Origin of the sequence: Nocardia callitridis (assembly GCF_039543305.1) — a bacterium.
GTDB classification, from domain to species: Bacteria; Actinomycetota; Actinomycetes; order Mycobacteriales; family Mycobacteriaceae; genus Nocardia; species Nocardia callitridis.
On record NZ_BAABJM010000001.1, the window covers coordinates 1,811,097 to 1,830,898 of the forward strand.

Sequence of the window (19,802 nt, forward strand, 5' to 3'; positions counted from 1 at the left end):
GGTGTGTCCCGATACAGCGGGCGCAGGTGTCCTGGCTCCCGGATCGACGCGCACCGCCGGCCTTCCAACCTGGGTAGGTCGTGACCACTGAATTGGCGGATTACTCCTCGGTGACAGTTGCGGGACAGCCCCGGATTCGCACCGGTGTTCCCTACGCCGTTCACCGACGTTACAAGACCGCGCGATGGCGCGTCGGCACGCGGCCGTGGTCACGGCGAAAGGCGAACCGGGCGTGGACGATTCCGACGCTCGGCGAATCCGCTGCGGATCAGCGCAGGTCAGCCAGCCGCATAGGTGGCGTGCCCGCCCGCGCGCTGCACGACACGGGCGAGTTCGGCATTGAAGTAGTCGGCGGCCTCGATATTGGTGAGGTGTCCGGTCGGCCACACTCGGTAGGACGCCAGGTTTCCGGCCTCGCGCAGGATGTCGGCGATGCGCCGCGACATCCGTTTCGGCAGGAGATGGTCGTGCTCGCCCGCGATGACGGTGGTCGGCACCGTCAAATACTTGGCGGCATCGCCCAGTTCGAGGTTCGCCAGCATCGCGGCGTGACGTCCCCGCGCCAGCGGACGACACGATCGCACGATGCCCAGCGCGAAATCGACCTGGTCGGCGGTCGCGTGCTTGGACATCACCCGCGCCTTCAGCAGGAAGTTCACCGGCCAGCCGCCCGGCAACGGCAGCGGGGAGGTGAGCAGGGTTTCGGCGAAGATGATCGGCACCCGAATGCTGGCGCCGAGCACCGTGACCGGCTTGTCGCCGACGGTGAGCGGCTTGTTCAGCAGCGGGAGCAGATCGGTGTCGTAGCGGATACCGCCCGAAGAGGTGTTGACCAGCATGACGGCGGCGGCGCGGCGGCGTACCTGCTCGGGATACCGTGCGGCCCACGCCTGCACCGTGATGCCGCCCATGCTGTGGCCGACCAGTACCGCGCGCTGACCGGGGTGCAGGGTGGCGTCGAGTACGGCGGCGAGGTCGTCGGCGAGGGTTTCGCGGCTGGGCAGCGTACGGCCGGGTTCGCTGCTTCCGTGCCCGCGCTGGTCGTAGACGACCACGCGGTGGTTCTCGGCGAACGCGTTGATCTGCGGGTTCCAGTATTCGAGGCAGCAACTCCAGCCGTGGATCAGCACGATGACGTCGCCATCGGCGGGCCCGTAGGAGTGCACGCGCAGACGAGCGCCGTCGACGGTGGTGACCGGAACAACCTGATGCGGTGTGGTCGGCGCGTTCAGTGCGGCGGTGCGATAGGCCCGCGATCGCAATCCCGCGCGATAAGCGGCGGTCAACGCGCCGTTGGGGGCACCGGCCAGCGCCTGGATGGACGTCTGAATCGTCTTTGTCAGCATCAGGCACTCCTTTGTGTCCGCCACCACATTACCGTGCAAGCCCAGTGCTAGCTAGTGCTAGCAGTCCAGGTGGTGGCCCTGACTCACTGGTAGTAATACCCACGGATCGGTACGTTCATGCCTGAAATCGACCATCCGGAGGGCACCGATCTGTCCTATGCCGTCGGCATACTGCGCGCATGACCTCCGATTCGATCGGTTTCGAGCCGCCGATTCCCGTGCAGCGGATCTTCGACGTCACCAAGGCTTACGGGTTCTATCGCGACTATCTGGGATTCGTCGTCGACTGGGAGTACAGGTTCGACGACCTGCCCGGTGGCGGCCCGCTCTACGCGCAGGTATCGCGTGCCTCGATGACGCTGCATTTGAGCGAGCATCACGGCGACGGCACGCCGGGCACCGTGCTGTGGATCGCTGTGCACAACGTGGACGCCCTGCACGCGGAATTGGCGGACGTGGAATACGGCTTCGCGCGGCCCGGCGCTCCCGAGGACGGGCCAGGTGGGCGTGGGTTCGAGCTCATCGACCCGTTCGGGAATGTGCTGCGCTTCGCGCAGAGCTCCTGACGTCGTCGGATATCGATACCGTGGCGGCGTGCCGCGGCGCGCGGCTACCGTGGGTGCTTGTGGAGAACGCGCATGTTGCCCCCGAACCCACGGCCGAGGCCGAATCGGCGCCGCTGGCGCGTGGAGTTGCGGGAGCTTGGATTCCGTTGCTCGTAGCGGGTGCCGGGATCGGCGTCGGGGTATTACTGCATCTGCGTGACCCGCATGTCGAAGGTTCCTATGGGATCTGCCCGCTCTACGCGCTGGCCGGGATCTATTGCCCCGGTTGCGGTGGCATGCGGGCGGTGCACAACCTGACCGAGGGTCACATCATCGACTCGTTGCACAGCAGTCTGCTGGCGATTCCGCTGGTACTCGCGTTCGTGCTGTGGGTGGGCGATTGGACGGTTCGTGCCTGGCGCGGCGAACCCATGCGGTTACCGGCGATCAGTCGCACCACGATGTGGGTGTTTCTCGGGCTGCTCGCGCTGTACACCGTGCTGCGCAATACACCGTGGGGGACGTGGTTGACTCCGGTTTAGGAGGGACATGGATTCGATTCTGGGTCAGGTCTTTTCGATAGTTCTCGTGCTCGGTGCGTTGGTCGTGATGATTCCGCTGGCCCGTCAGGTGTTCCGACGGTCCCGACAAGACGACGAATCCGATGAATCCAAGGAATTCAGGGGGCCGGAATCCGGCCGAGACGACGAGGGAAAGGACCGCTGACCGCGACGATGAGCGATGTGCTGAAGCAAAGGGTGCGCGAGAAATTGGTCCGCCAGCTCGCCGAGGACCCCGCGACCGACGCCGAGCCGGACGATCAACGGCAGCTCGCGGTCGAGGCCGACCTGGAAACGCTCGACCATATCGCCGCCGACGACCCGATTATCGAGGAACTCGCCGCGCGCTACCTGGTGTTCTGACCTAGCGCTTGGCCGAGGGCAGTTCCGGCAACCGATCGGTGCGCAACCACGCGTCCCACAACGGGCGCAGCGCGGACGCGCTGTAGTGACCTGCCAGGTCGGTGAATTCCTCGGTGGTCACCGACGCGTGCCGGTAGCGCTTCGTCCATTCGCGCAACAGTGTGAAGAACTGGTCGTCGCCGAGCTCGAGGCGCACCGCGTGCAGGGTGAGCGCGCCGCGCTTGTACACCCGGTCGTCGAACATGTCGCGCGCACCGGGATCGCCGACGACGATGTCCTGCGGTAACCGCGAAAGGCCGTGTCGCGCCGCGCGAGCCAATTGATCGGCGGTCGGCCCGCCCGCCGCCTCCGACCAGATCCATTCGGCATAGCAGGCGAACCCCTCGTGCAACCAGATGTCGCGCCAGCGTCGCAACGTGAGGCTGTTGCCGAACCACTGGTGGGCGAGCTCATGTGCGACAAGTCGTTCGGCGCCGCGTCGTCCGTCGCAGTGGTTCGCGCCGAAGATGGAGATGCCTTGCGCTTCGATCGGGATTTCCAGCTCGTCGTCGGTGACGACCACGGTGTACGCCTCGAAGGGGTACGGGCCGAATCGCTCGGTGAACACCGCCATCATCCGCGGCTGCCTGGCGAAATCATGATCGAAATCGATGCGCAGCCGAGGGGGGAGCACGGCGTGCATCGGCACCGTGCCCGGTCCCGCTATCCGGTGCTTGCGGTACGGGCCGATCTGGATGGTCGCCAGGTAGCTGGACATCGGTTCGGTCTGCTCGTAGACCCAGGTGGTTTGGCTCGCTTTGGTCTGCTTGGCGATCAAAGCACCGTTGGCCAGCGCGTAGTACGGGGTGTCGGTGGTGATCGAAATCCGGTAGCTGGCCTTGGAACTGGGGTGATCGTCGCAGGGAAACCAGGAGGCCGCGCCATTGGGTTGACTGGCCACCAGCGCGCCCTCGGTCAGTTCCTCCCAGCCGACCTCGCCCCACTGCCCGCGCACCGGTTTCGGCGCACCCGAGTAATGCACACTGATCGCGAGTACCCCTCCGGCCGGAATCCGTTGGCGCGGTGTGACAACGAGCTTTCCCCGCTGGTGGGTGTACTTCCCCACCTTGGCTCCGTTGACGAAAACCTTTGTCACATGCAGTGATTGCGCGAGGTCGAGCGCGAAACGTGGTTGCGCCGCCGTGGTGACCGCGGTGATATCGGCACGTCCGGACAGCCGGTTGCTCGCCACGCGGTAGGCGAGGGTGAGCTCGTAGCGCGACACCCGGTAGCCCCGGTTCCCGTTCTGGGGTAGATAGTCATCGATCGGTGCATCGGCGAATTTGCCTGGCATCAGCGCGCTTTCGGGTCGCCCGTGAACCATGGGGCGATCGGGTTGCCCCACCAGCGAGTCGAGGGTGGCACCGCGTCGCCACGCATGACCAGCGAGGCGGGGCCGACCGTCGCGCCGTCACCGATGCTGGAGGCGGGCAATGCGACGCAGTGCGGTCCGAGGGTGGCTCCCGCGCCGAGGGTGACGGTGTCCATCGCCATGATGCGATCGTGGAACAGGTGGGTTTGCACCACGCATCCGCGTTCCACGGTCGCGCCGTCACCGAGTGTCACCAGGTCCGCCTCCGGTAGCCAGTAGGACTCGCACCATACCCCGCGTCCGATCCGCGCACCGAGCCCGCGCAACCAGATATTGAGCACGGGTGTTCCGGTCGCCGCACGCGCGAACCACGGTGCCGCAACGGTTTCCACGAACGCGTCGGATACTTCGTTGCGCCACACGAACGAACTCCACAGCGGGTGTTCCTCGGCGCCGATCCGCCCGACCAGCAACCATTTCGCCGACACCGCGCACGCACCGGCCACCGCGCCCGCGGCCAACAACACCACGCCGCTCAACAGGGCGGCGACGAAATGGCCGAGCCCGTGGGCGATCCAGGCGAGAGTGAACAGCACCCCGAGGCCGATGGCGAAGGTCACCATCACCGGGACCAGTCGACAGGTCTCCACCAGTGCGCGCGCCACCCGCAGCCGGGGCGGCGGGTCGAAGGTGCGTGCGGTGTCATTGCTTTCGGCGGAGCGGCGCAGCCGAACCGGCGGGCTGCCCAGCCACGACGATCCGGCCTTCGCCTTGGACGGCGCCGCCGAGAGCACCGCGACCAGGCCGTTCTTCGGGACTCTGCGACCCGGCGCGGTCATCCCGGAGTTGCCGAGGAACGCGCGCTTGCCGACCTTCGCTTCGCCGATGCGCAGCCACCCGCCACCCAGTTCGTAGCTGGCGATCATGGTGTCGTCGGCGAGGAACGCGCCATCGGCGACGGTGGTGAATTTCGGTAGCAGCAGGACGGTCGAGGCTTCGACGCTCTTGCCGATTCTCGCTCCGAGCAGGCGTAACCAGATCGGGGTGAGCAGGCTGGCGTACAGCGGGAACAGGAAGGTCCGCGCCGAATCCAGCAGGCGTTCGGTGGACCACACCTGCCAGCCGACGCGGCTGCGGACGGGGTGATAGCCCTCGGTCAATCCGATGCTGAGCAGCCGGACCGCCACGATTGTCGCGATCGCGTACACGCCGAGGCTCAGCAGTGTCGCGACCGGAAGGATGGCCAACGCGCGACCGAGTCCGCCCGCGATGGTACGGGTGTCGCGGACGAACCAGGCGATGAACAGCCCACCGACGGCCAAACCGAAGATCGGCATCGCGGCCAACACCATGGACGTGACACCGAAGACGCCGACCCAACGCCTTGCCCTTTCCGGGGTGTGTGCGGGCCAGCGATGCCTGGCCTTGCCGATCTTCGCGGCGGGCGAACCCGACCATTCCTGTTCGGCCTTCACCTTGCCCGACACCGAGGAACCGGCGACCACCTCGGCGTTTCTGCCGATCTTGGTGCCAGGAAGCAGGATCGAGCGCGCGCCGACCACCGCGCCGGCGCCGATGGTGATGGGGCCCAGATGCACGACGTCACCGTCGAGCCAGTACCCGGACAGGTCGACCTCGGGTTCGACGCTGCATCCGTCACCGAGTTCGAGCATGCCGGTCACCGGTGGCAGGGTGTGCAGGTCGACACCGTGGCCGATCTTCGCGCCCAGTGCCCGCGCGAACGGCACCATCCACGGCGCACCGGACAGATTCTCGGCGCCACTGGCCTCCGACAGGCGCACCGCGGCCCACAGCCGCAGGTGTACCGAGCCGCCGCGCGGATAGCTGCCGGGCCGCACGCCGCGCAGCAGTACTCGTGCACCGGCGACACAGATGGCCATCCGACCCGGTGGCGTGATGAACAGGACGAACGCGATCAGCGTCCACCACCACGACAGCTGCGGTAGCCACGGCAGCGAACCGGACCAGCTCGCCACATTGCCGACGATGGCGAGCCAGGTGAGCCATTGCAAACCGGTGAGTGTGGTGAGTGGGACGGTGGCCAGCACCTGGGTCCACTGCGCGTGCCGCGGCGTGGGGGTGACGACGCGTTCTTCGACGGCGACGGCGGGGGTGCTGCGGTCGAGTAGTTCGGCGAGCGCGCCGAGGCGGGGGTGATCGTAGAGGTCGGCGACGGCGATCTGCGGATACCGTTCGCGCAGTGCGGCGACCAGTTGAGCGGCCGACAGTGAACCGCCGCCGAGGTCGAAGAAGTCGGCGTCCAGGTCGGTGACGTCCGCGCCGAGAATCGAATCCCACAACCCGGCAACCCATTCCGCGGTGCCGGTGAGCTCGTTGTCGACATCGTCCTCGTCGTCGGCATTGGGCAGCGGCCACGGCAGCGCGTCGCGGTCGACCTTGCCCGAGGTGCGAGTCGGTAATTCGGCCACCACCGCGAGCCGTGGGATCAGCGGCGTTGGTAGGTGTTCGGTGAGCAGGGCGCGTGCGGCCTTGGAATCGAAGTCACTGCCTGGGCCGGTCAGATACCCGATCAGGATCTTGTTGCCCGCCTTGGTGGTTCGGATCGCCGCGGCGGCGCCGGTGACACCGGGTAGGTGTTGCAGCGCGTTGTCGATCTCACCGAGTTCGATGCGGCGACCGCCGAGCTTGATCTGATCGTCGGCGCGGCCGAGGAACACCAGACCCGCACTCTCGTTGCGCACGAGATCGCCGCTGCGATAAGCGCGTTCCCAGCCGACCGAGGGCAGTGGCGCGTATTTCTCGGCGTCCTTGGCCGGATCGAGGTACCTGGCCAGGCCGACACCGCCGATCACCAGTTCACCGGTTTCGCCTTCGGCCACCGGGTTTCCGGCCTTGTCCACCACGACCAGGTCCCAGCCGTCCAGCGGTAGTCCGATCCGGATCGGCGGGTTGCCGTCGAGCAGCGCCGCGCACGCGACCACCGTCGCCTCGGTGGGGCCGTAGGTGTTCCACACCTCGCGTTCCGAATCACCTTTGGCCGCGAGGCGTTCGGCCAGTTCCGGTGGTACCGCCTCGCCGCCGAAGATCAACAGGCGCACGGCATCGAGTGCTTCGGCGGGCCAGGTCGCCGCGAGCGTCGGCACCGTCGAGACGACGCTGATCTCCCTGCGTACCAGCCATGGGCCGAGATCGGCGCCGGTGCGCACCAATTCGCGTGGCGCGGGAACCAGGCAGGCGCCGTTGCGCCAGGCCAGCCACATCTCCTCGCAGGAGGCGTCGAAGGCCACCGAAAGACCGGCGAGCACGCGGTCGCCCAGTCCGATCGGCTCGTCTTGCAGGAACAGCCGTGCCTCGGCGTCGACGAAGGCGGCGGCATTGCGGTGCGTGACCGCGACGCCCTTGGGGGTTCCGGTCGAGCCGGAGGTGAAGATGATCCACGCGTCGTCGTCGGGGGCGGGCAGCGCGGACGGACTGTCGTCGGCGCGGGTCTGCTCGGCGGCGCGAATACCCGCGGCGGTGGTTTGCACACCCTCGCCGGTGACGATCGCGGTGACCTGCGCTTCGCCGAACACCAGTTGCGCGCGTTCGGGGGGATCGTCGGCGTCGACCGGGACGTAGGCGGCACCGACGTAGAGGACCGCGAGGATGGTGACGTAGAGCTCGTGGCTGCCCGACGGCATGCGGACGCCGACACGATCACCGCGCCGCACACCGGCGATGGCCAGCCGGTTCATCGTGTTCTCGATCGCGACGACGAGTTCGAGATAGCTCAGCGTGACGCGGCCGTCATCGATGGCGGGGGCGTCGGGGTCGGCCTGCGCGGTGGCGGTGAGGATATCGACGAGGGTGCGCGGCGCCGGCGTGCGCGCACCGCCCGCGAGTGCGGGCGAAGTCTCCGGTATCGGCGGGGTCACCTCGGGGACCTCTTGGGCTTCTGGTTCGAGCATGACGCTCCGCCCACCTCCCATCGACGTGCCTCGCATCTCTCTTGTTGTTTCACAGCTGGGTTACCAGTGGGCAAACGCCCAGGTGACCGATTGTCTACATTACCTGGGCCTGCCCGTATCTACTGCTCGCCGAACGATTGCCAAAGGCGGGGGAGTGGTCGTGGCTCGTTGCGGGAACCGCCGGTCGAGGCGCGCTTTCCGATGCCGATGCCTGGTGGACGCCCGCATCGGCGCGGTTCGCCAGATGATCGCTGCGACGCTCGGGAGGCGCCGGTGTGATTCGGCTCATCGTCCGGCGTCGGTGCGGCTCAGTGGAATCGGGCGCGGTGGGCGGGCGCGCGAAGGTGTTGACACCGTGGGGGGGCTTCTGTCAATCTCGGATGAGGTCATGAGTACCAGCGTTCAGCCCCGGCTTGCTGGTCGGCAACCCTCCTCCGCGGTGGGGTGCTCCGGGTGACGACCAGGCCGCCGTTCACCCGAACGCGGCAAGCGCGGACTCGCACGATCCCCTGATCACGGGTCCCCGGAGCCGATGGGATTACCTGATGACCACCGCTGTAGACCAGTCCTGTGCCGCCCTCGCCGAAGTGTCCGGCCGTGACCTCGAGGTGCCGCTCGTGCAAGGCGGAACCACGCGATACGCCAACTTCGACTACGCCGCGAGCGCACCCGCGTTGACGCAGGTGACCGACCGGATCCAACAGCTGCTCCCGTATTACGCCAGCGTGCATCGCGGCGCCGGTTACGCCTCGCGGATCTCCACCGAGTGTTACGAGGCGGCCCGAGGGTCGGTGCGTGAGTTCCTCGACGCCGACACCGATCAGGTCGTGGTGTTCACCCGCAACACCACCGATTCGCTGAACCTGCTCGCCGCCTGCGTTCCCGGTGACACCGTCGTGCTCGACGTGGAACATCACGCCAATTTCCTGCCGTGGGCCCAGCACGGCCGCCGCGTGGTCCGTGCCGCCGACACCGTCGAAGAAACCATCGAACGCCTGGTCGCCGAACTGTGCGCCAAGCCGGCCGCGTTGCTCGCGGTGACCGGTGCCTCGAACGTGACCGGTGAGGTGCTGCCGCTGCGCCGGTTGGCGACCATCGCACACGAATGCGGCGCGCGGATTCTGGTCGATGCCGCCCAGCTCGTGGCACATCGGCGAATCAGCCTGCGCGACAACGACATCGATTACCTGGCTTTTTCCGGTCACAAGCTGTACGCGCCGTTCGGTGCCGGTGTGCTCGTCGGCCGCCGCGACTGGTTGGAAGACGCCGAGCCGTACCTGGCCGGTGGCGGCGCCGTGCGTGAGGTCACCACCACCGAGGCCAAGTGGGCGGCGGCACCGCAGCGGCACGAGGCGGGTTCACCGAATGTGCTCGGTGCCGCGGCATTGGCCGCCGCCTGCGAGGCGATCGCCGCGATCGACACCGAAACCCTTGTCGCGCAGGAACGACGACTCACCGACCAGTTGCGCGCCGGACTGTCGGCGATCCCCGGCGTGCGGCTGTTGCGCATCTGGGACGACAGCGCCGACGCCGTCGGTATCGTCGCGTTCACCCTGGACGGTTTCGTCCCCGGCCACGTCGCCGCCTACCTTTCGGCCGAGCACGGCATCGGTGTGCGCGACGGTCGCTTCTGCGCGCACCCGCTGCTGGCTCGCCTCGGCATCGACGGCGCGCTGCGCGCGAGCGTCGGGCTCGGCACCACCGACACCGATGTGGATCGTTTGGTCACCGCCGTCCGCATGCTCGTCGAGCAGGGCGCGACGTGGGATTATGCGGCTACCGACGGCCTGTGGAGCCCCACTCCCGAAACCCGTCCCCTCGGACCGGGCGCCCCCGATGCGGCCCCTTGCCTCGTGGACTAGGAGTGTTTCGCGAATTGCGAGGTGGGGTGACACCGCGGAGTGGTCCCACCCCACCGCTGTTTAACGAAATTAGTTGGCCGTGTTGGCATTTGAGCGATATCTCCGGTAGATCGGTCTAGTGAACAAGCAACCGGAGACCTCGTGACCCGCGTAGCGGTGGCGGGGCGGACGGATCTGACCGACGCTCAATGGGCGCGGTGAGGTCGGTGTCCTTTTGTTCGTCGGAGCCGGACAACGATGGCAGCGACGGCCGATGTTCATTGCTCCAGCGCGGTCGGCCGGTGGTAGCGGCCGTTGTAATAGAGCAGTGGCGCCGGGGCGGGTTGATGGCCCGTTTCGTCGTTCACCTCGATGACCAGCCCGATGACGAGGGTGTGGTCGCCGATCGGGATCAGGCGATGGATTCTGGTGTGTAACCAGAGCGGGGTGCCGTGCAGTACCGGTTCGCCGGTGTCGAGCGTCGCCCAGAGCGCGCGGTCGCTGAATCGATGCTGCGCCGGGCGAGAGAAGCGTTGCGCCAACTCGTGCTGGTGCGCACCGAGAAAGTGGATTACCACCGAATCCGCGTCCAGCAGCGCCGACAAGCTGGAAGACGTGTCGGAGATATTGAACGACACCAACGGTGGGGTCATCGAGAGCGAGGCGAAGGAGGTCGCGGTGAAACCCACCGGGCCGTCGCCCGAACGCAGGGTGACGATGGTGACGCCAGCAGGGTAGTGGCGCATCGACGTACGGAACCGCGCTGCGCCGATCCCGCCGGAAATGTCGAGCGACCCCTCGGCGCCCTGCGGATGTTCTGCTTCGCTCACCCCTCGAAGCTACTGGCTTTTCCGCGCGCGACGCGGGGGTTGGCGCAGGTTCAGTCCACCTCCAGTGGAAGTCCTGCGGTGATGCGAAGCAGTTCCTGGTAGGTGCTGCGGAACAGGGTCGTCGGGTGGCCACCCGCTGCCCAGAGCTCGCTGTGCTGGGATAACGCGGTGTCGACCCAGGTGGGCAGATTCGTCGGATGGCCGAGTGGGGCGATGCCACCGATCGGTTGTCCTGTCGCCTGCGTCACGGTGTCGGCGGGCGCGATGGTGAGTTTTCCCTCCAGTCGCGCGCCCGTGCGCTTGCGGTGGACCTGATGCGCGCCGGAGACCAGCAGCAGGATCGGATCGTCATCGAGCAGAAACACCAGCGATTTGACGATGGCGCCCACCTCGATCCCCAGTGCTCGCGCCGCTTCGTCGGCGGTATGCGTCGTCGCTTGTTGGGTGAGGATGACTCCGTGGTGGCCACGTGCGATCAGCGTCTCGGAGACGCGGCTCGCGACCGGCGGTAAAGCTGGCTTGGGCATACCTCAGGGTAGAGGGGTTCGTGGCGCCGGACGATCGGATCGAGGTACCAGTGCGGGACTGTTTCGGCACCGAGTAGTGCGGAAGGCGGTGTGGCGCACAGTTTCACGCACCGCATCGACGCTGGTGCGGGAAGTATGTCCGCTACCTTTCGGTCTACTTCGTACTGGCGCAGCCAACTGACCTCGTTCGATACGGTGACTCCCCGGATCCCGACGACCGGCGCCGCGGGTCTCGTGGCACTCGCCGGTCCGCAAGATTCCGGCGAGGCGCCACCACTTACGCTGTACGAATGACTGAATGGCAGGCTTTCACCGTAGAGACGAAGGACCATGTCGCCCAGGTGACATTGACCGGTCCAGGCAAGGGCAATGCGATGGGCCCGGATTTCTGGCGGGAACTGCCCGAAGTCTTCGGCCAACTCGACGCCGACCCGCAGGTGCGTGCGATCGTGCTCACCGGCTCGGGCCATCACTTCTCCTACGGGCTCGACCTGCCCGCGATGAGCTCGACCTTCGGGCCGCTCATGGCAGACCGCGCCCTCGCCGCACCGCGTACCGACTTCCTGCACGACGTACGCGGCATGCAGGCGGCGGTCACCGCCGTGGCCGACAGCCGCAAGCCGGTGATCGCCGCGATCTCCGGCTGGTGCATCGGTGGCGGGCTCGATCTCATCGCCGCCGTCGGTATCCGTTATGCCAGTGCCGACGCCAAGTTCAGCCTGCGTGAGGCGAAGGTCGCCATCGTCGCCGACATCGGCTCGCTGCACCGACTGCCCGCCATCATCGGCGACGGCCATTTGCGTGAACTCGCTTACACCGCAAAGGATATCGACGCCGCCCGCGCGGAGAAGATCGGCCTTGTCAACGATGTGTTCGACGACAAGGAAGCCGCACTCGCCGCCGCGCACGCCACCGCCCGCGAGATCGCGGCCAACCCACCGCTGGTGGTGCAGGGCGTGAAAGACGTGCTCGACCAACGCAATAAGGACGAGGTCGCGGCGGGCCTGCGCTATGTGTCCGCGTGGAACGCCGCGTTCCTGCCGTCGGAGGACCTGACGGAGGCGATCAAGGCCGTGTTCGAGAAGCGGGCGCCGGAGTTCGACGGGCGCTGAATTCGTCGCGGCAGGAAACGAAAACGGGAAGCCCGGCCGACGGACTTCCCGTTTCTCGTTGTGCGGTAGCGATTTTCGCCGAGGGTCAGTGGCCCTGGTCGGCGAGCCGCTTGATCGAGGCGGTCACCTCGGCCTCGGCCTCGGCGCGCCCGACCCATTCCGAGCCCTTCACGAACTTGCCCGGCTCGAGATCCTTGTAGTGCTCGAAGAAGTGCTTGATCTCGGCCAACTCGGCCTCCGGCACATCCTTCAGGTCCTGAATGTGCTCCCACCGCGGGTCGCCCGCGGGCACGCACAGCACCTTGTCGTCGCCGCCGGCCTCATCGGTCATCCGGTACATCGCGACCGGGCGGACCTCGATGAGCACGCCGGGGAACACCGACGCCGGCAGCAGGACCAGCGCGTCGAGCGGGTCGCCGTCTTCGCCGAGGGTGTTCTCGATGTAGCCGTAATCGGCCGGGTAGGCCATCGGCGTGAAGAGGAATCGGTCGAGCCGGACGCGGCCGGTCTCGTGGTCGACCTCGTACTTGTTGCGGGAACCCTTGGGGATCTCGATGGTGACGTCGAACTCCACGCCATCTCCTTACAGTGTTGCGGCTTTCGGTAGGGATTCTCCGAGTCAGCCGACTCGCCAGGTTGTTCCGGGGAACGGTTTGCGCACCGAGGATAGTGTGGTCCGAGGGGACATGGGTGCGGCAGGCTGCCGCGAACTTCTGGCAGGAGAACGGCAGGCACGTGTTTGGTCGCAACAAGAACATCGGTGACTTGGCTGCGCGGCGGCGGCGCAGGGTCTGGATCGGGTGCGGTGGCGCCCTGGTCGTCCTGCTGGTCGGTGCCACGGCGGCCGCCCTCGTGGTGAAGCCGTGGACTCCGGAATTTCGGCACGGCGGACTCACCGTCGCCGCGCCTCCGCCGCCGGTCACCGCGGTGCCCGAGGTGGTGCCCGCGCGTTCGAACGCGATGGCGCCCACCGAGGACGGCGTCACCGACGCGTTGTCGAAGGTGATCGGGAATCCCGACCTGGGGGCGTTCGCGGGACAGGTGACCGATGCGGGCAGCTCGACGGTGCTGTGGAGCGGCGACGAGGACAAGCCCATGATCCCGTCGTCGACCGCGAAGATCATGGTGACTGCCGCGGCACTGCTCACGCTGCCCGCCGACGAGCGGGTGAGTACGAAGGTCGTTGCGGGGCAAGCACCGAACGAACTGGTGCTGGTCGGTAGCGGTGACCCGACGCTCACCGCGCAGCCCGACGGCAAGGGGTACTACACCGATGCCGGTCGGCTGTCGGATCTGGTGGATCAGATCAAGAAATCGGGCAGGCCCATCGACACGATTCTGGTCGACAACTCCGCGTACGCGGGCCCGACCATGGCGCAGGGCTGGGACCCGATCGACATCGAGGGTGGTTCGATCCTGCCGATGGAGTCGGTGATGGTCGACGGCGGACGGCTCGAACCATTGGTCGAATACTCGCCGCGCACGACGACGCCCGCGCTCGATGCCGGTCGACGCCTCGCCAGCGACCTCGGCCTCGACCCCGGTGCGGTGCGTGAGGCGCAGGCACAACCCGGTGCCGCGGAGGTCGCGAGCGTGCGTTCGGCGACGCTGCGCGACCGGATGCACGACATGATGGTGCACTCCGACAATGTGCTCGCCGAGGCCATCGGCAGGGAGGTCGCCACCGCGACCGGTGGTGAGGCGTCGTTCACCGGCGCGGTCGATGCGGTGCACGCGGTGTTGAGTAATGCCGGATTCGACATGTCCGGGGTGCAGATGCACGATTGCAGCGGTCTGTCGGTCGACGACCGTGTTCCGGCGGTCGTGCTGAACAAGATCATCGCGACTGCGGCGGAGCCGAACGGAACGACCGCGGTACAGCCGGCCGGAACCAAAGCCAAGCCGGAAACCGACACTTTGGCGGTAACCCTTTCACCGATTCTGGACGACCTGCCCATCGCGGGTGCGACCGGCTCGCTGACCGAGCGCTACGTCACCGACAACCATCAGGGCGCGGGATGGGTGCGCGCCAAGACCGGAACTCTGTCGGTGTCGAGCGCGTTGGTCGGATATGTACTCGACGCCGATGGACGGGTGCTGACCTTCGCGTTGATGTCGAACGATCGGCCGCCGGAGGTGAGCAGGCCGGCATTGGACGCGATCGCCGGCACGCTGCGTAACTGTGGATGCTCATGACGGGTGGATGACTATGGGCCGAAATGAATCCGATCGGGTCGGTGGCGAAACCGGTTCCGTGACCGCCGAGGTCGACACGTCGTCGGGCGCCGAGGTGGCCGAGCATGGCAAGGAGCGATCGGTCTTCACCGGTGTCGTCGACTGGCGTTTGGCGGCGAAGACCGGTGCCGCGCTCGTGCCGTCGGGTCCGCGTACCTCCCGGTACACGGCCGAACAAGCCGTCGCCGAGCTCGCGGATGCCTCCGTGCGCGCCGAGGGACCGGTCAGGGAAGTCAGCGGGCTCCTCGACGACCAGCCCATCCCCACCGCGCGCATCGTCGACCGTCGCGGCTGGATCGATGCCGCCGCCGGTTCGATGGCCCAACTCACCGGCACCGACGGCGATCGTGGCGAAGGCAAGTTGCTCGCCGGCAAACCGGCGGGCATGCAGGCGGGCGCGATGCTCGCGTTCCTTTCCACCGCGATCCTCGGTCAGTACGACCCGTTCACCGGCGACGACGGCGAATTGCTTTTGGTCGCGCCGAATATCGTGGCGGTCGAGCGCGCGCTCGGCGTTTCGCCCAGCGATTTCCGATTGTGGGTGTGCCTGCACGAGGTCACCCACCGCGTGCAGTTCTCCTCGGCGCCGTGGTTGGCCGATTACATGCGCGGCAATGTCGAGGTTCTCGGCGAGGTGGGTGAAGAGCCGATGCACGAGATGCTCACCCGGTTGGTCGAGGAGGTCCGCGACCGCCGCCGAGGCACCGGCGCCGACGACCCGTCCACGCGCGGCATCGTCGGATTGTTGCGTGCCAGTCAGCCACCGCAGCAGCGCGAGGCCCTCGATCGCCTCCTGATGCTCGGCACACTGCTGGAGGGCCACGCCGACCACGTCATGGACGCCGTCGGCCCCGCGGTAGTCCCCACCGTCGAGCAGATCCGCGCCGCCTTCGATCAACGCCGCAAACGCCCCACCAACCCTGTCCAACGCATCCTGCGCGCGCTGCTGGGCGTCGACGCGAAGATGGCCCAGTACGTCCGAGGCAAAGCCTTCGTAGACGAGGTGGTCACCCAGGTGGGAATCGCCAACTTCAACACCGTCTGGCGCGACCCGGAAACCCTCCCGCGCACAGACGAAATCGAAACCCCCTCCCGCTGGATATCCCGAGTCCTGGGCTGACCCACCACCTTCACCACGACACACCCCGAACCCCACCACCCGGCTAGTCGGCTACCCGGTAGACCCTCACCACCCCAAAAACCCAGCCACCCCCACGAGCCGCCCAAACACCTGTTCCGAGCGCAGCGAGACCGCCACAGCACATTCGCGATCACCACAGCACCTTCACATCCCGGCACCTGGTGAAACCCTCACCACCCGAACTCAACTCGGCCCTCCGCACGAGCCGCTGAAACACGTGTTCCGAGCGCAGCGAGACGGCCACAGCACATTCACGATCGCCCGAAGATCACCACAGCACCTTCAATTCCGGGTATCCGGTGAAACCCTCACCACCCGAACTCAACTCAACCCTCCCTACGAGCCGCCCAAACACGTGTTCCGAGCGCAGCGAGACCGGCACGGTAAGTTCGCGGCCGTCTCGCTGTTGAGTGCCCGTTTCGTAGGCGACGCAGGAGCAAGAAACGGGTACTCAACAGCGAGACTCAGGGCCGCGAACCACGCGGCGCCAGCCGCCAAAAAACACAGCGAGGAGATCCTCGCCCCCGCGTATCACCCCGCCTGCCGCCTGCCGCCTGCCGCCTGCCGCCTGCCGCCTGCCGCCTGCCGCCTGCCGCCTGCCCTGCCGCCTGCCCTGCCGCCTGCACCGCCGCCTACCGCGCAGCTCCACACGTTGGGGCCACCCCCGCAAGCCCCCACTCACCCTGGCGTCGCCTCTACGCGAACCCACCTCCACCCCTCGGTACGCTCCCAGCATGGACGGCGCGCCACACACCCCGCCCCAAACCCACTCCCCAGGCGCACTGCCGGAGACCTCAGCCGCATTGCTGATGCGCAGGGCTGTCCGAGACTGGCTGAACCTGCATACTCGCGCCGATACGCGACGAGTAGCAGTGGCCTTGTCCGGCGGCGCCGATTCCCTGGCACTGACCGCCGCCGCGGTGGCCGAGGCCGACACGGTGGACGCGCTCGTCGTGGACCACGGTTTGCAACCTGGTTCGGATGCCGTCGCCGCGACGGCGGCCGCGACGGCGATGCGGCTCGGCTGTCGCTGCGCGCGGGTACTGACCGTACGCGTCGGCACCGACGGTGGACTGGAGGCGGCGGCACGGCAGGCGCGCTACGCGGCACTCGACGTAGCGCGTTCGGGCTTGCCGGTCCTACTCGGCCATACCCTGGATGATCAGGCCGAGACCGTGCTACTCGGCCTCGCACGCGGTTCCGGCGGCCGTTCGATCCACGGGATGGCGGTGTTCGTGCCGCCGTGGGGTCGTCCGTTGCTCGATGTTCGTCGGGACACGACCCGACAGTTCTGCGTCGATCTCGGTATTCGACCGTACGAAGATCCGCACAATGCCTCGCCGGAGTTCACCAGGGTGCGGCTGCGCACCGAAGTGCTGCCGCTGCTGGAGGAAGCGCTGGGCGGTGGTGTGGCCGCAGCGCTCGCACGCACCGCCGAACACCTGCGCGAGGACGCTTCGGTGCTCGACGCATTGGCGCAAGAGCTGCTGGTGGCGGCTGTCGTAGACAGCGCCCGCACGTCGGCAGCCGAGTCGCCGGAATCGAAGGTCACCACCGGCGCGGTGCCGTCGGTCGGGCCGGACGCCGCGGACGCCAACGCGTGCCTGCGGGACCCGGCTTCTCCGCAAGAGCCAGCGCACGGTGCGGCACACACCCATAACGCGACGTTGTCGATCGAGATATTGCGCACCGCACCCACCGCGCTTCGTCGCAGGGCGATCCGGTCGTGGCTGCTGCGTGGTGGTGCGAAAGCGCTGACCGACAAGCATTTACGCGCGGTCGACGCGCTGGTCACCGATTGGCGTGGCCAGGGTGGGGTCGCCGTCGGCGGCGGAACCGCGGAGGCGAGGTTGGTCGCCGCGCGGGAGCATGGCAGGCTGACCCTACGTTTGCGCACCGGCTGATGGCACAAACCGTGTTCGGTCGCTCGGGAGCGAAGCCACGCGAAGGGAAACCAGCTGACGTGTACGGGGACGACATCGCTTCGGTACTGATCACCGCGGAGGAGATCGCGGCCAAGACCAACGAGCTGGCCGAAATCATCGCCAAGCGCTATCCCGCCGGCTCACCCGAGGGCGACCTGCTGCTGGTCGGCGTGCTCAAAGGTGCGATCTTCTTCATGACCGACCTGGCGAAGGCGCTCCCGATTCCGACGCAGATGGAGTTCATGGCCGTCTCGTCCTACGGGTCGTCCACCTCGTCGTCCGGGGTGGTGCGGATCATGAAGGATCTGGACAAGGACATCGCCGGGCGCAATGTGCTGATCGTCGAGGACATCATCGACTCGGGTCTCACCCTCTCGTGGTTGCAGCGCAACCTATCCACCCGCAACCCCGCCTCGTTGGAGGTGGTGACGTTGCTGCGCAAGCCGGACGCGTTGCGCACTCAGGTCGAGGTCTCGCACGTGGGTTTCGACATTCCGAACGAGTTCGTCGTCGGCTACGGCCTCGATTACGCGGAGCGCTACCGCGACCTGCCCTACATCGGCACCCTCGACCCCAAGGTCTATGGCGGCTGAGTCTCGCGGGGTCTCGCGGGTAATTCCGGCGACACCCGTTGTACTCGCCGGTCGGTATCGGTTCGAGTGATAGCTTGCGCCTCAGCAGCTTCGATCACCCGCTTTCGACAACCGACGCGACGGGGGACGACCAGCATATGCCCGACGAGGACACGGCGTTCGTACACGGTTCGGCCGAAACGAGATTCACCGCACACCGGCCGCGCGCCACGACAGCATCAGGATCCGCGCTCGAGTCGAACCCTGGACTGCCAGCGGGTGAGTCCGAAACGCCGACTTGCGATGCGGCAGCCGCCGAGCACACCCGTGGTCCCGTCGCGTCGATCGCCGCGGGGGTACGCGATGGCACCTCCGATCCGGTGCGGGTGTTGGAGCGAACTCTTGCCGCAGTCGCCGAAGACGGTCGTAAACCGCACGGGCTCGGCGTTGTTCGCGTCAACCGGGCTCGGGCGGCAGCGACGGAGACCGCTCTGCGTCCCGATCTCGACGCATTGCCGCTGGCGGGGGTGCCGATAGCGGTCGAACCGAAGGCCGAACCCGGTGGCTCGGTGTTCGATGACGTGGCGTCGCAGGTATTGCGGGCGGCGGGCGCGGTGCTGGTCGAGGTCGCGACTGTTCCCGAAGCGGACGATGGCATCGGCGTACGGACCGCTCGTAGGTCGGTGGCGCGGGGGTTGTTCCCGGTCGCCTACGGCGATCCTGGCCTGGATTCTTATCGAACCGGCATGGTCGGCGGCGTTTTCGCGATGACGCCGGGCGCTGATCTCGTGTCGCGGTACGCGGGAGCGGCCCGTGGCCACAGCGTGCTGTCGGCCACGGTCGGTGATGCCGCGATGGTGCTTTCGGTGCTCGCGGGAAAGGCGAACCTGGCCGAGGTCGATCCGCCCGGCCGACTACGTATCGGTCTCGCCGTCAACCCGCCGTCCCGCTTCTTTCGCGTCGACCGGCGTTGGACGAGCGCGGCTTACGCGGCGGGCGCTGCGTCCGCGGCGGCGGGCCACCGGGTCGAACGAGTCGACCTACCGGCCGATGATGCCCTGCTGCCGGTGCTGGTGCGCTGGACAGGACTATCGAGCTCCGAAGTCGAGGCAGCCGACGAGGACGCGGGGTCCTTCCGAAACTTTGCCGAACGGCTCGAGCTGCGTGTGCGGTGCCGACGCGTGGTCGACGATTTTCTCCGGCACGCGACGGACGCCCCACCGGGCGGGGTCGATCGCGCCGAGGCGCGACTGTTCGAACTCTTCGAGCGCTACGACGTGGTGATAGCCCCCGTGTCGGCGCCGGTACGTGCGGAAATCCCGTTGTCGCACAGTACTTTCCGATTCACACCCGAGGCGCCGATGTGGCGGGCGGCCGGCTGGCCTTCGGCGACGGTCCCGATGCGTGATTCGCGGGGCGCCGCGTTCCCGATCGCGACCCACGCGCAGCTCGCGGGGCCGCCGGGCAGCGAATCCACCGTCCTCCGGTTGGCCGCGCAGTTGGCGGCGCCGGTGCGGTCGTGACC

The 19,802-nt window shown here is 67.4% G+C and carries 17 protein-coding genes and 2 riboswitches; of the genes, 11 read left to right on the forward strand and 6 right to left on the reverse strand.

The features are described 5' to 3' along the window. Positions 1-22 precede the first annotated feature (22 nt). Positions 23-173, reverse strand: a riboswitch (cobalamin riboswitch). 105 nt (positions 174-278) lie between these two features. Then, the gene (locus ABEA50_RS07700) at positions 279-1,346 is read right to left on the reverse strand and encodes an alpha/beta fold hydrolase (protein WP_345494353.1); all 1,068 of its coding nucleotides are present in this window, start codon (positions 1,344-1,346) and stop codon (positions 279-281) included. A 179-nt stretch (positions 1,347-1,525) separates the two neighbouring features. On the opposite strand from ABEA50_RS07700, the gene ABEA50_RS07705 reads away from it, so the two are divergent. Genes ABEA50_RS07705 through ABEA50_RS07720 form a run of 4 tightly spaced genes read left to right on the forward strand, consistent with a single transcriptional unit; the run spans position 1,526 to position 2,814 of the window. Beyond that, positions 1,526-1,912 (forward strand): glyoxalase superfamily protein, encoded by a 387-nt coding sequence (locus ABEA50_RS07705; protein WP_345494354.1) that lies wholly within the window; start codon positions 1,526-1,528, stop codon positions 1,910-1,912. 59 nt (positions 1,913-1,971) lie between these two features. Continuing rightward, complete coding sequence (locus ABEA50_RS07710; protein ID WP_345494355.1) at positions 1,972-2,433, forward strand: DUF2752 domain-containing protein; 462 nt, start codon at positions 1,972-1,974, stop codon at positions 2,431-2,433. Between the two features lie 7 nt (positions 2,434-2,440). Beyond that, on the forward strand, positions 2,441-2,617 hold the full coding sequence (locus tag ABEA50_RS07715) for a hypothetical protein (protein ID WP_345494356.1): 177 nt from the start codon (positions 2,441-2,443) through the stop codon (positions 2,615-2,617). Between the two features lie 8 nt (positions 2,618-2,625). After that, the gene (locus ABEA50_RS07720; protein ID WP_345494357.1) at positions 2,626-2,814 is read left to right on the forward strand and encodes a hypothetical protein; all 189 of its coding nucleotides are present in this window, start codon (positions 2,626-2,628) and stop codon (positions 2,812-2,814) included. A 1-nt stretch (position 2,815) separates the two neighbouring features. Here ABEA50_RS07720 and ABEA50_RS07725 read toward each other — a convergent pair whose 3' ends face one another. Both ABEA50_RS07725 and ABEA50_RS07730 read right to left on the reverse strand, forming a co-directional pair. Then, positions 2,816-4,147, reverse strand: a complete 1,332-nt coding sequence (locus tag ABEA50_RS07725; RefSeq protein ID WP_345494358.1) for a M1 family metallopeptidase — start codon at positions 4,145-4,147, stop codon at positions 2,816-2,818. Next, positions 4,147-8,094, reverse strand: coding sequence for a Pls/PosA family non-ribosomal peptide synthetase (locus ABEA50_RS07730; RefSeq protein ID WP_345494359.1), 3,948 nt, complete (start codon positions 8,092-8,094; stop codon positions 4,147-4,149). Before ABEA50_RS07730 ends, ABEA50_RS07725 begins: the two co-directional genes overlap by 1 nt. Before the next feature lie 384 nt (positions 8,095-8,478). Beyond that, positions 8,479-8,592, forward strand: a riboswitch (SAM riboswitch). Between the two features lie 47 nt (positions 8,593-8,639). Here ABEA50_RS07730 and ABEA50_RS07735 point away from each other — a divergent pair. Next, positions 8,640-9,956, forward strand: a complete 1,317-nt coding sequence (locus ABEA50_RS07735) for an aminotransferase class V-fold PLP-dependent enzyme (RefSeq protein WP_345494360.1) — start codon at positions 8,640-8,642, stop codon at positions 9,954-9,956. Positions 9,957-10,213: 257 nt separating this feature from the next. On the opposite strand, the gene ABEA50_RS07740 is transcribed toward ABEA50_RS07735, so the two are convergent. Together ABEA50_RS07740 and ABEA50_RS07745 are read right to left on the reverse strand one after the other, a co-directional pair. After that, positions 10,214-10,765 (reverse strand): flavin reductase family protein, encoded by a 552-nt coding sequence (locus tag ABEA50_RS07740; protein ID WP_425577547.1) that lies wholly within the window; start codon positions 10,763-10,765, stop codon positions 10,214-10,216. Positions 10,766-10,815: 50 nt separating this feature from the next. Beyond that, positions 10,816-11,292 (reverse strand): YbaK/EbsC family protein, encoded by a 477-nt coding sequence (locus ABEA50_RS07745; RefSeq protein ID WP_345494361.1) that lies wholly within the window; start codon positions 11,290-11,292, stop codon positions 10,816-10,818. Positions 11,293-11,582: 290 nt separating this feature from the next. Between ABEA50_RS07745 and ABEA50_RS07750 the strand changes: the two genes are divergently transcribed. Next, positions 11,583-12,404 (forward strand): crotonase/enoyl-CoA hydratase family protein, encoded by an 822-nt coding sequence (locus ABEA50_RS07750; RefSeq protein WP_345494362.1) that lies wholly within the window; start codon positions 11,583-11,585, stop codon positions 12,402-12,404. Positions 12,405-12,489: 85 nt separating this feature from the next. Here ABEA50_RS07750 and ABEA50_RS07755 read toward each other — a convergent pair whose 3' ends face one another. Next, complete coding sequence (locus ABEA50_RS07755; RefSeq protein WP_345494363.1) at positions 12,490-12,978, reverse strand: inorganic diphosphatase; 489 nt, start codon at positions 12,976-12,978, stop codon at positions 12,490-12,492. A 182-nt stretch (positions 12,979-13,160) separates the two neighbouring features. On the opposite strand from ABEA50_RS07755, the gene ABEA50_RS07760 reads away from it, so the two are divergent. The 5 genes from ABEA50_RS07760 (at position 13,161) to ABEA50_RS07780 (ending at position 19,800) form a co-directional block, all read left to right on the forward strand. After that, a complete protein-coding gene (locus tag ABEA50_RS07760) occupies positions 13,161-14,600 on the forward strand; it encodes a D-alanyl-D-alanine carboxypeptidase/D-alanyl-D-alanine-endopeptidase (protein ID WP_345494709.1) in 1,440 nt (479 codons plus the stop codon). A 13-nt stretch (positions 14,601-14,613) separates the two neighbouring features. Next, positions 14,614-15,759 (forward strand): zinc-dependent metalloprotease, encoded by a 1,146-nt coding sequence (locus tag ABEA50_RS07765; RefSeq protein ID WP_345494364.1) that lies wholly within the window; start codon positions 14,614-14,616, stop codon positions 15,757-15,759. A 755-nt stretch (positions 15,760-16,514) separates the two neighbouring features. Further along, a complete protein-coding gene (gene tilS / locus ABEA50_RS07770) occupies positions 16,515-17,684 on the forward strand; it encodes a tRNA lysidine(34) synthetase TilS (protein WP_345494365.1) in 1,170 nt (389 codons plus the stop codon). 59 nt (positions 17,685-17,743) lie between these two features. Further along, positions 17,744-18,298 (forward strand): hypoxanthine phosphoribosyltransferase, encoded by a 555-nt coding sequence (gene hpt, locus ABEA50_RS07775; RefSeq protein ID WP_345494366.1) that lies wholly within the window; start codon positions 17,744-17,746, stop codon positions 18,296-18,298. Positions 18,299-18,435: 137 nt separating this feature from the next. After that, positions 18,436-19,800, forward strand: coding sequence for an amidase family protein (locus ABEA50_RS07780; protein WP_345494367.1), 1,365 nt, complete (start codon positions 18,436-18,438; stop codon positions 19,798-19,800). The last annotated feature ends 2 nt before the right edge of the window (positions 19,801-19,802 follow it).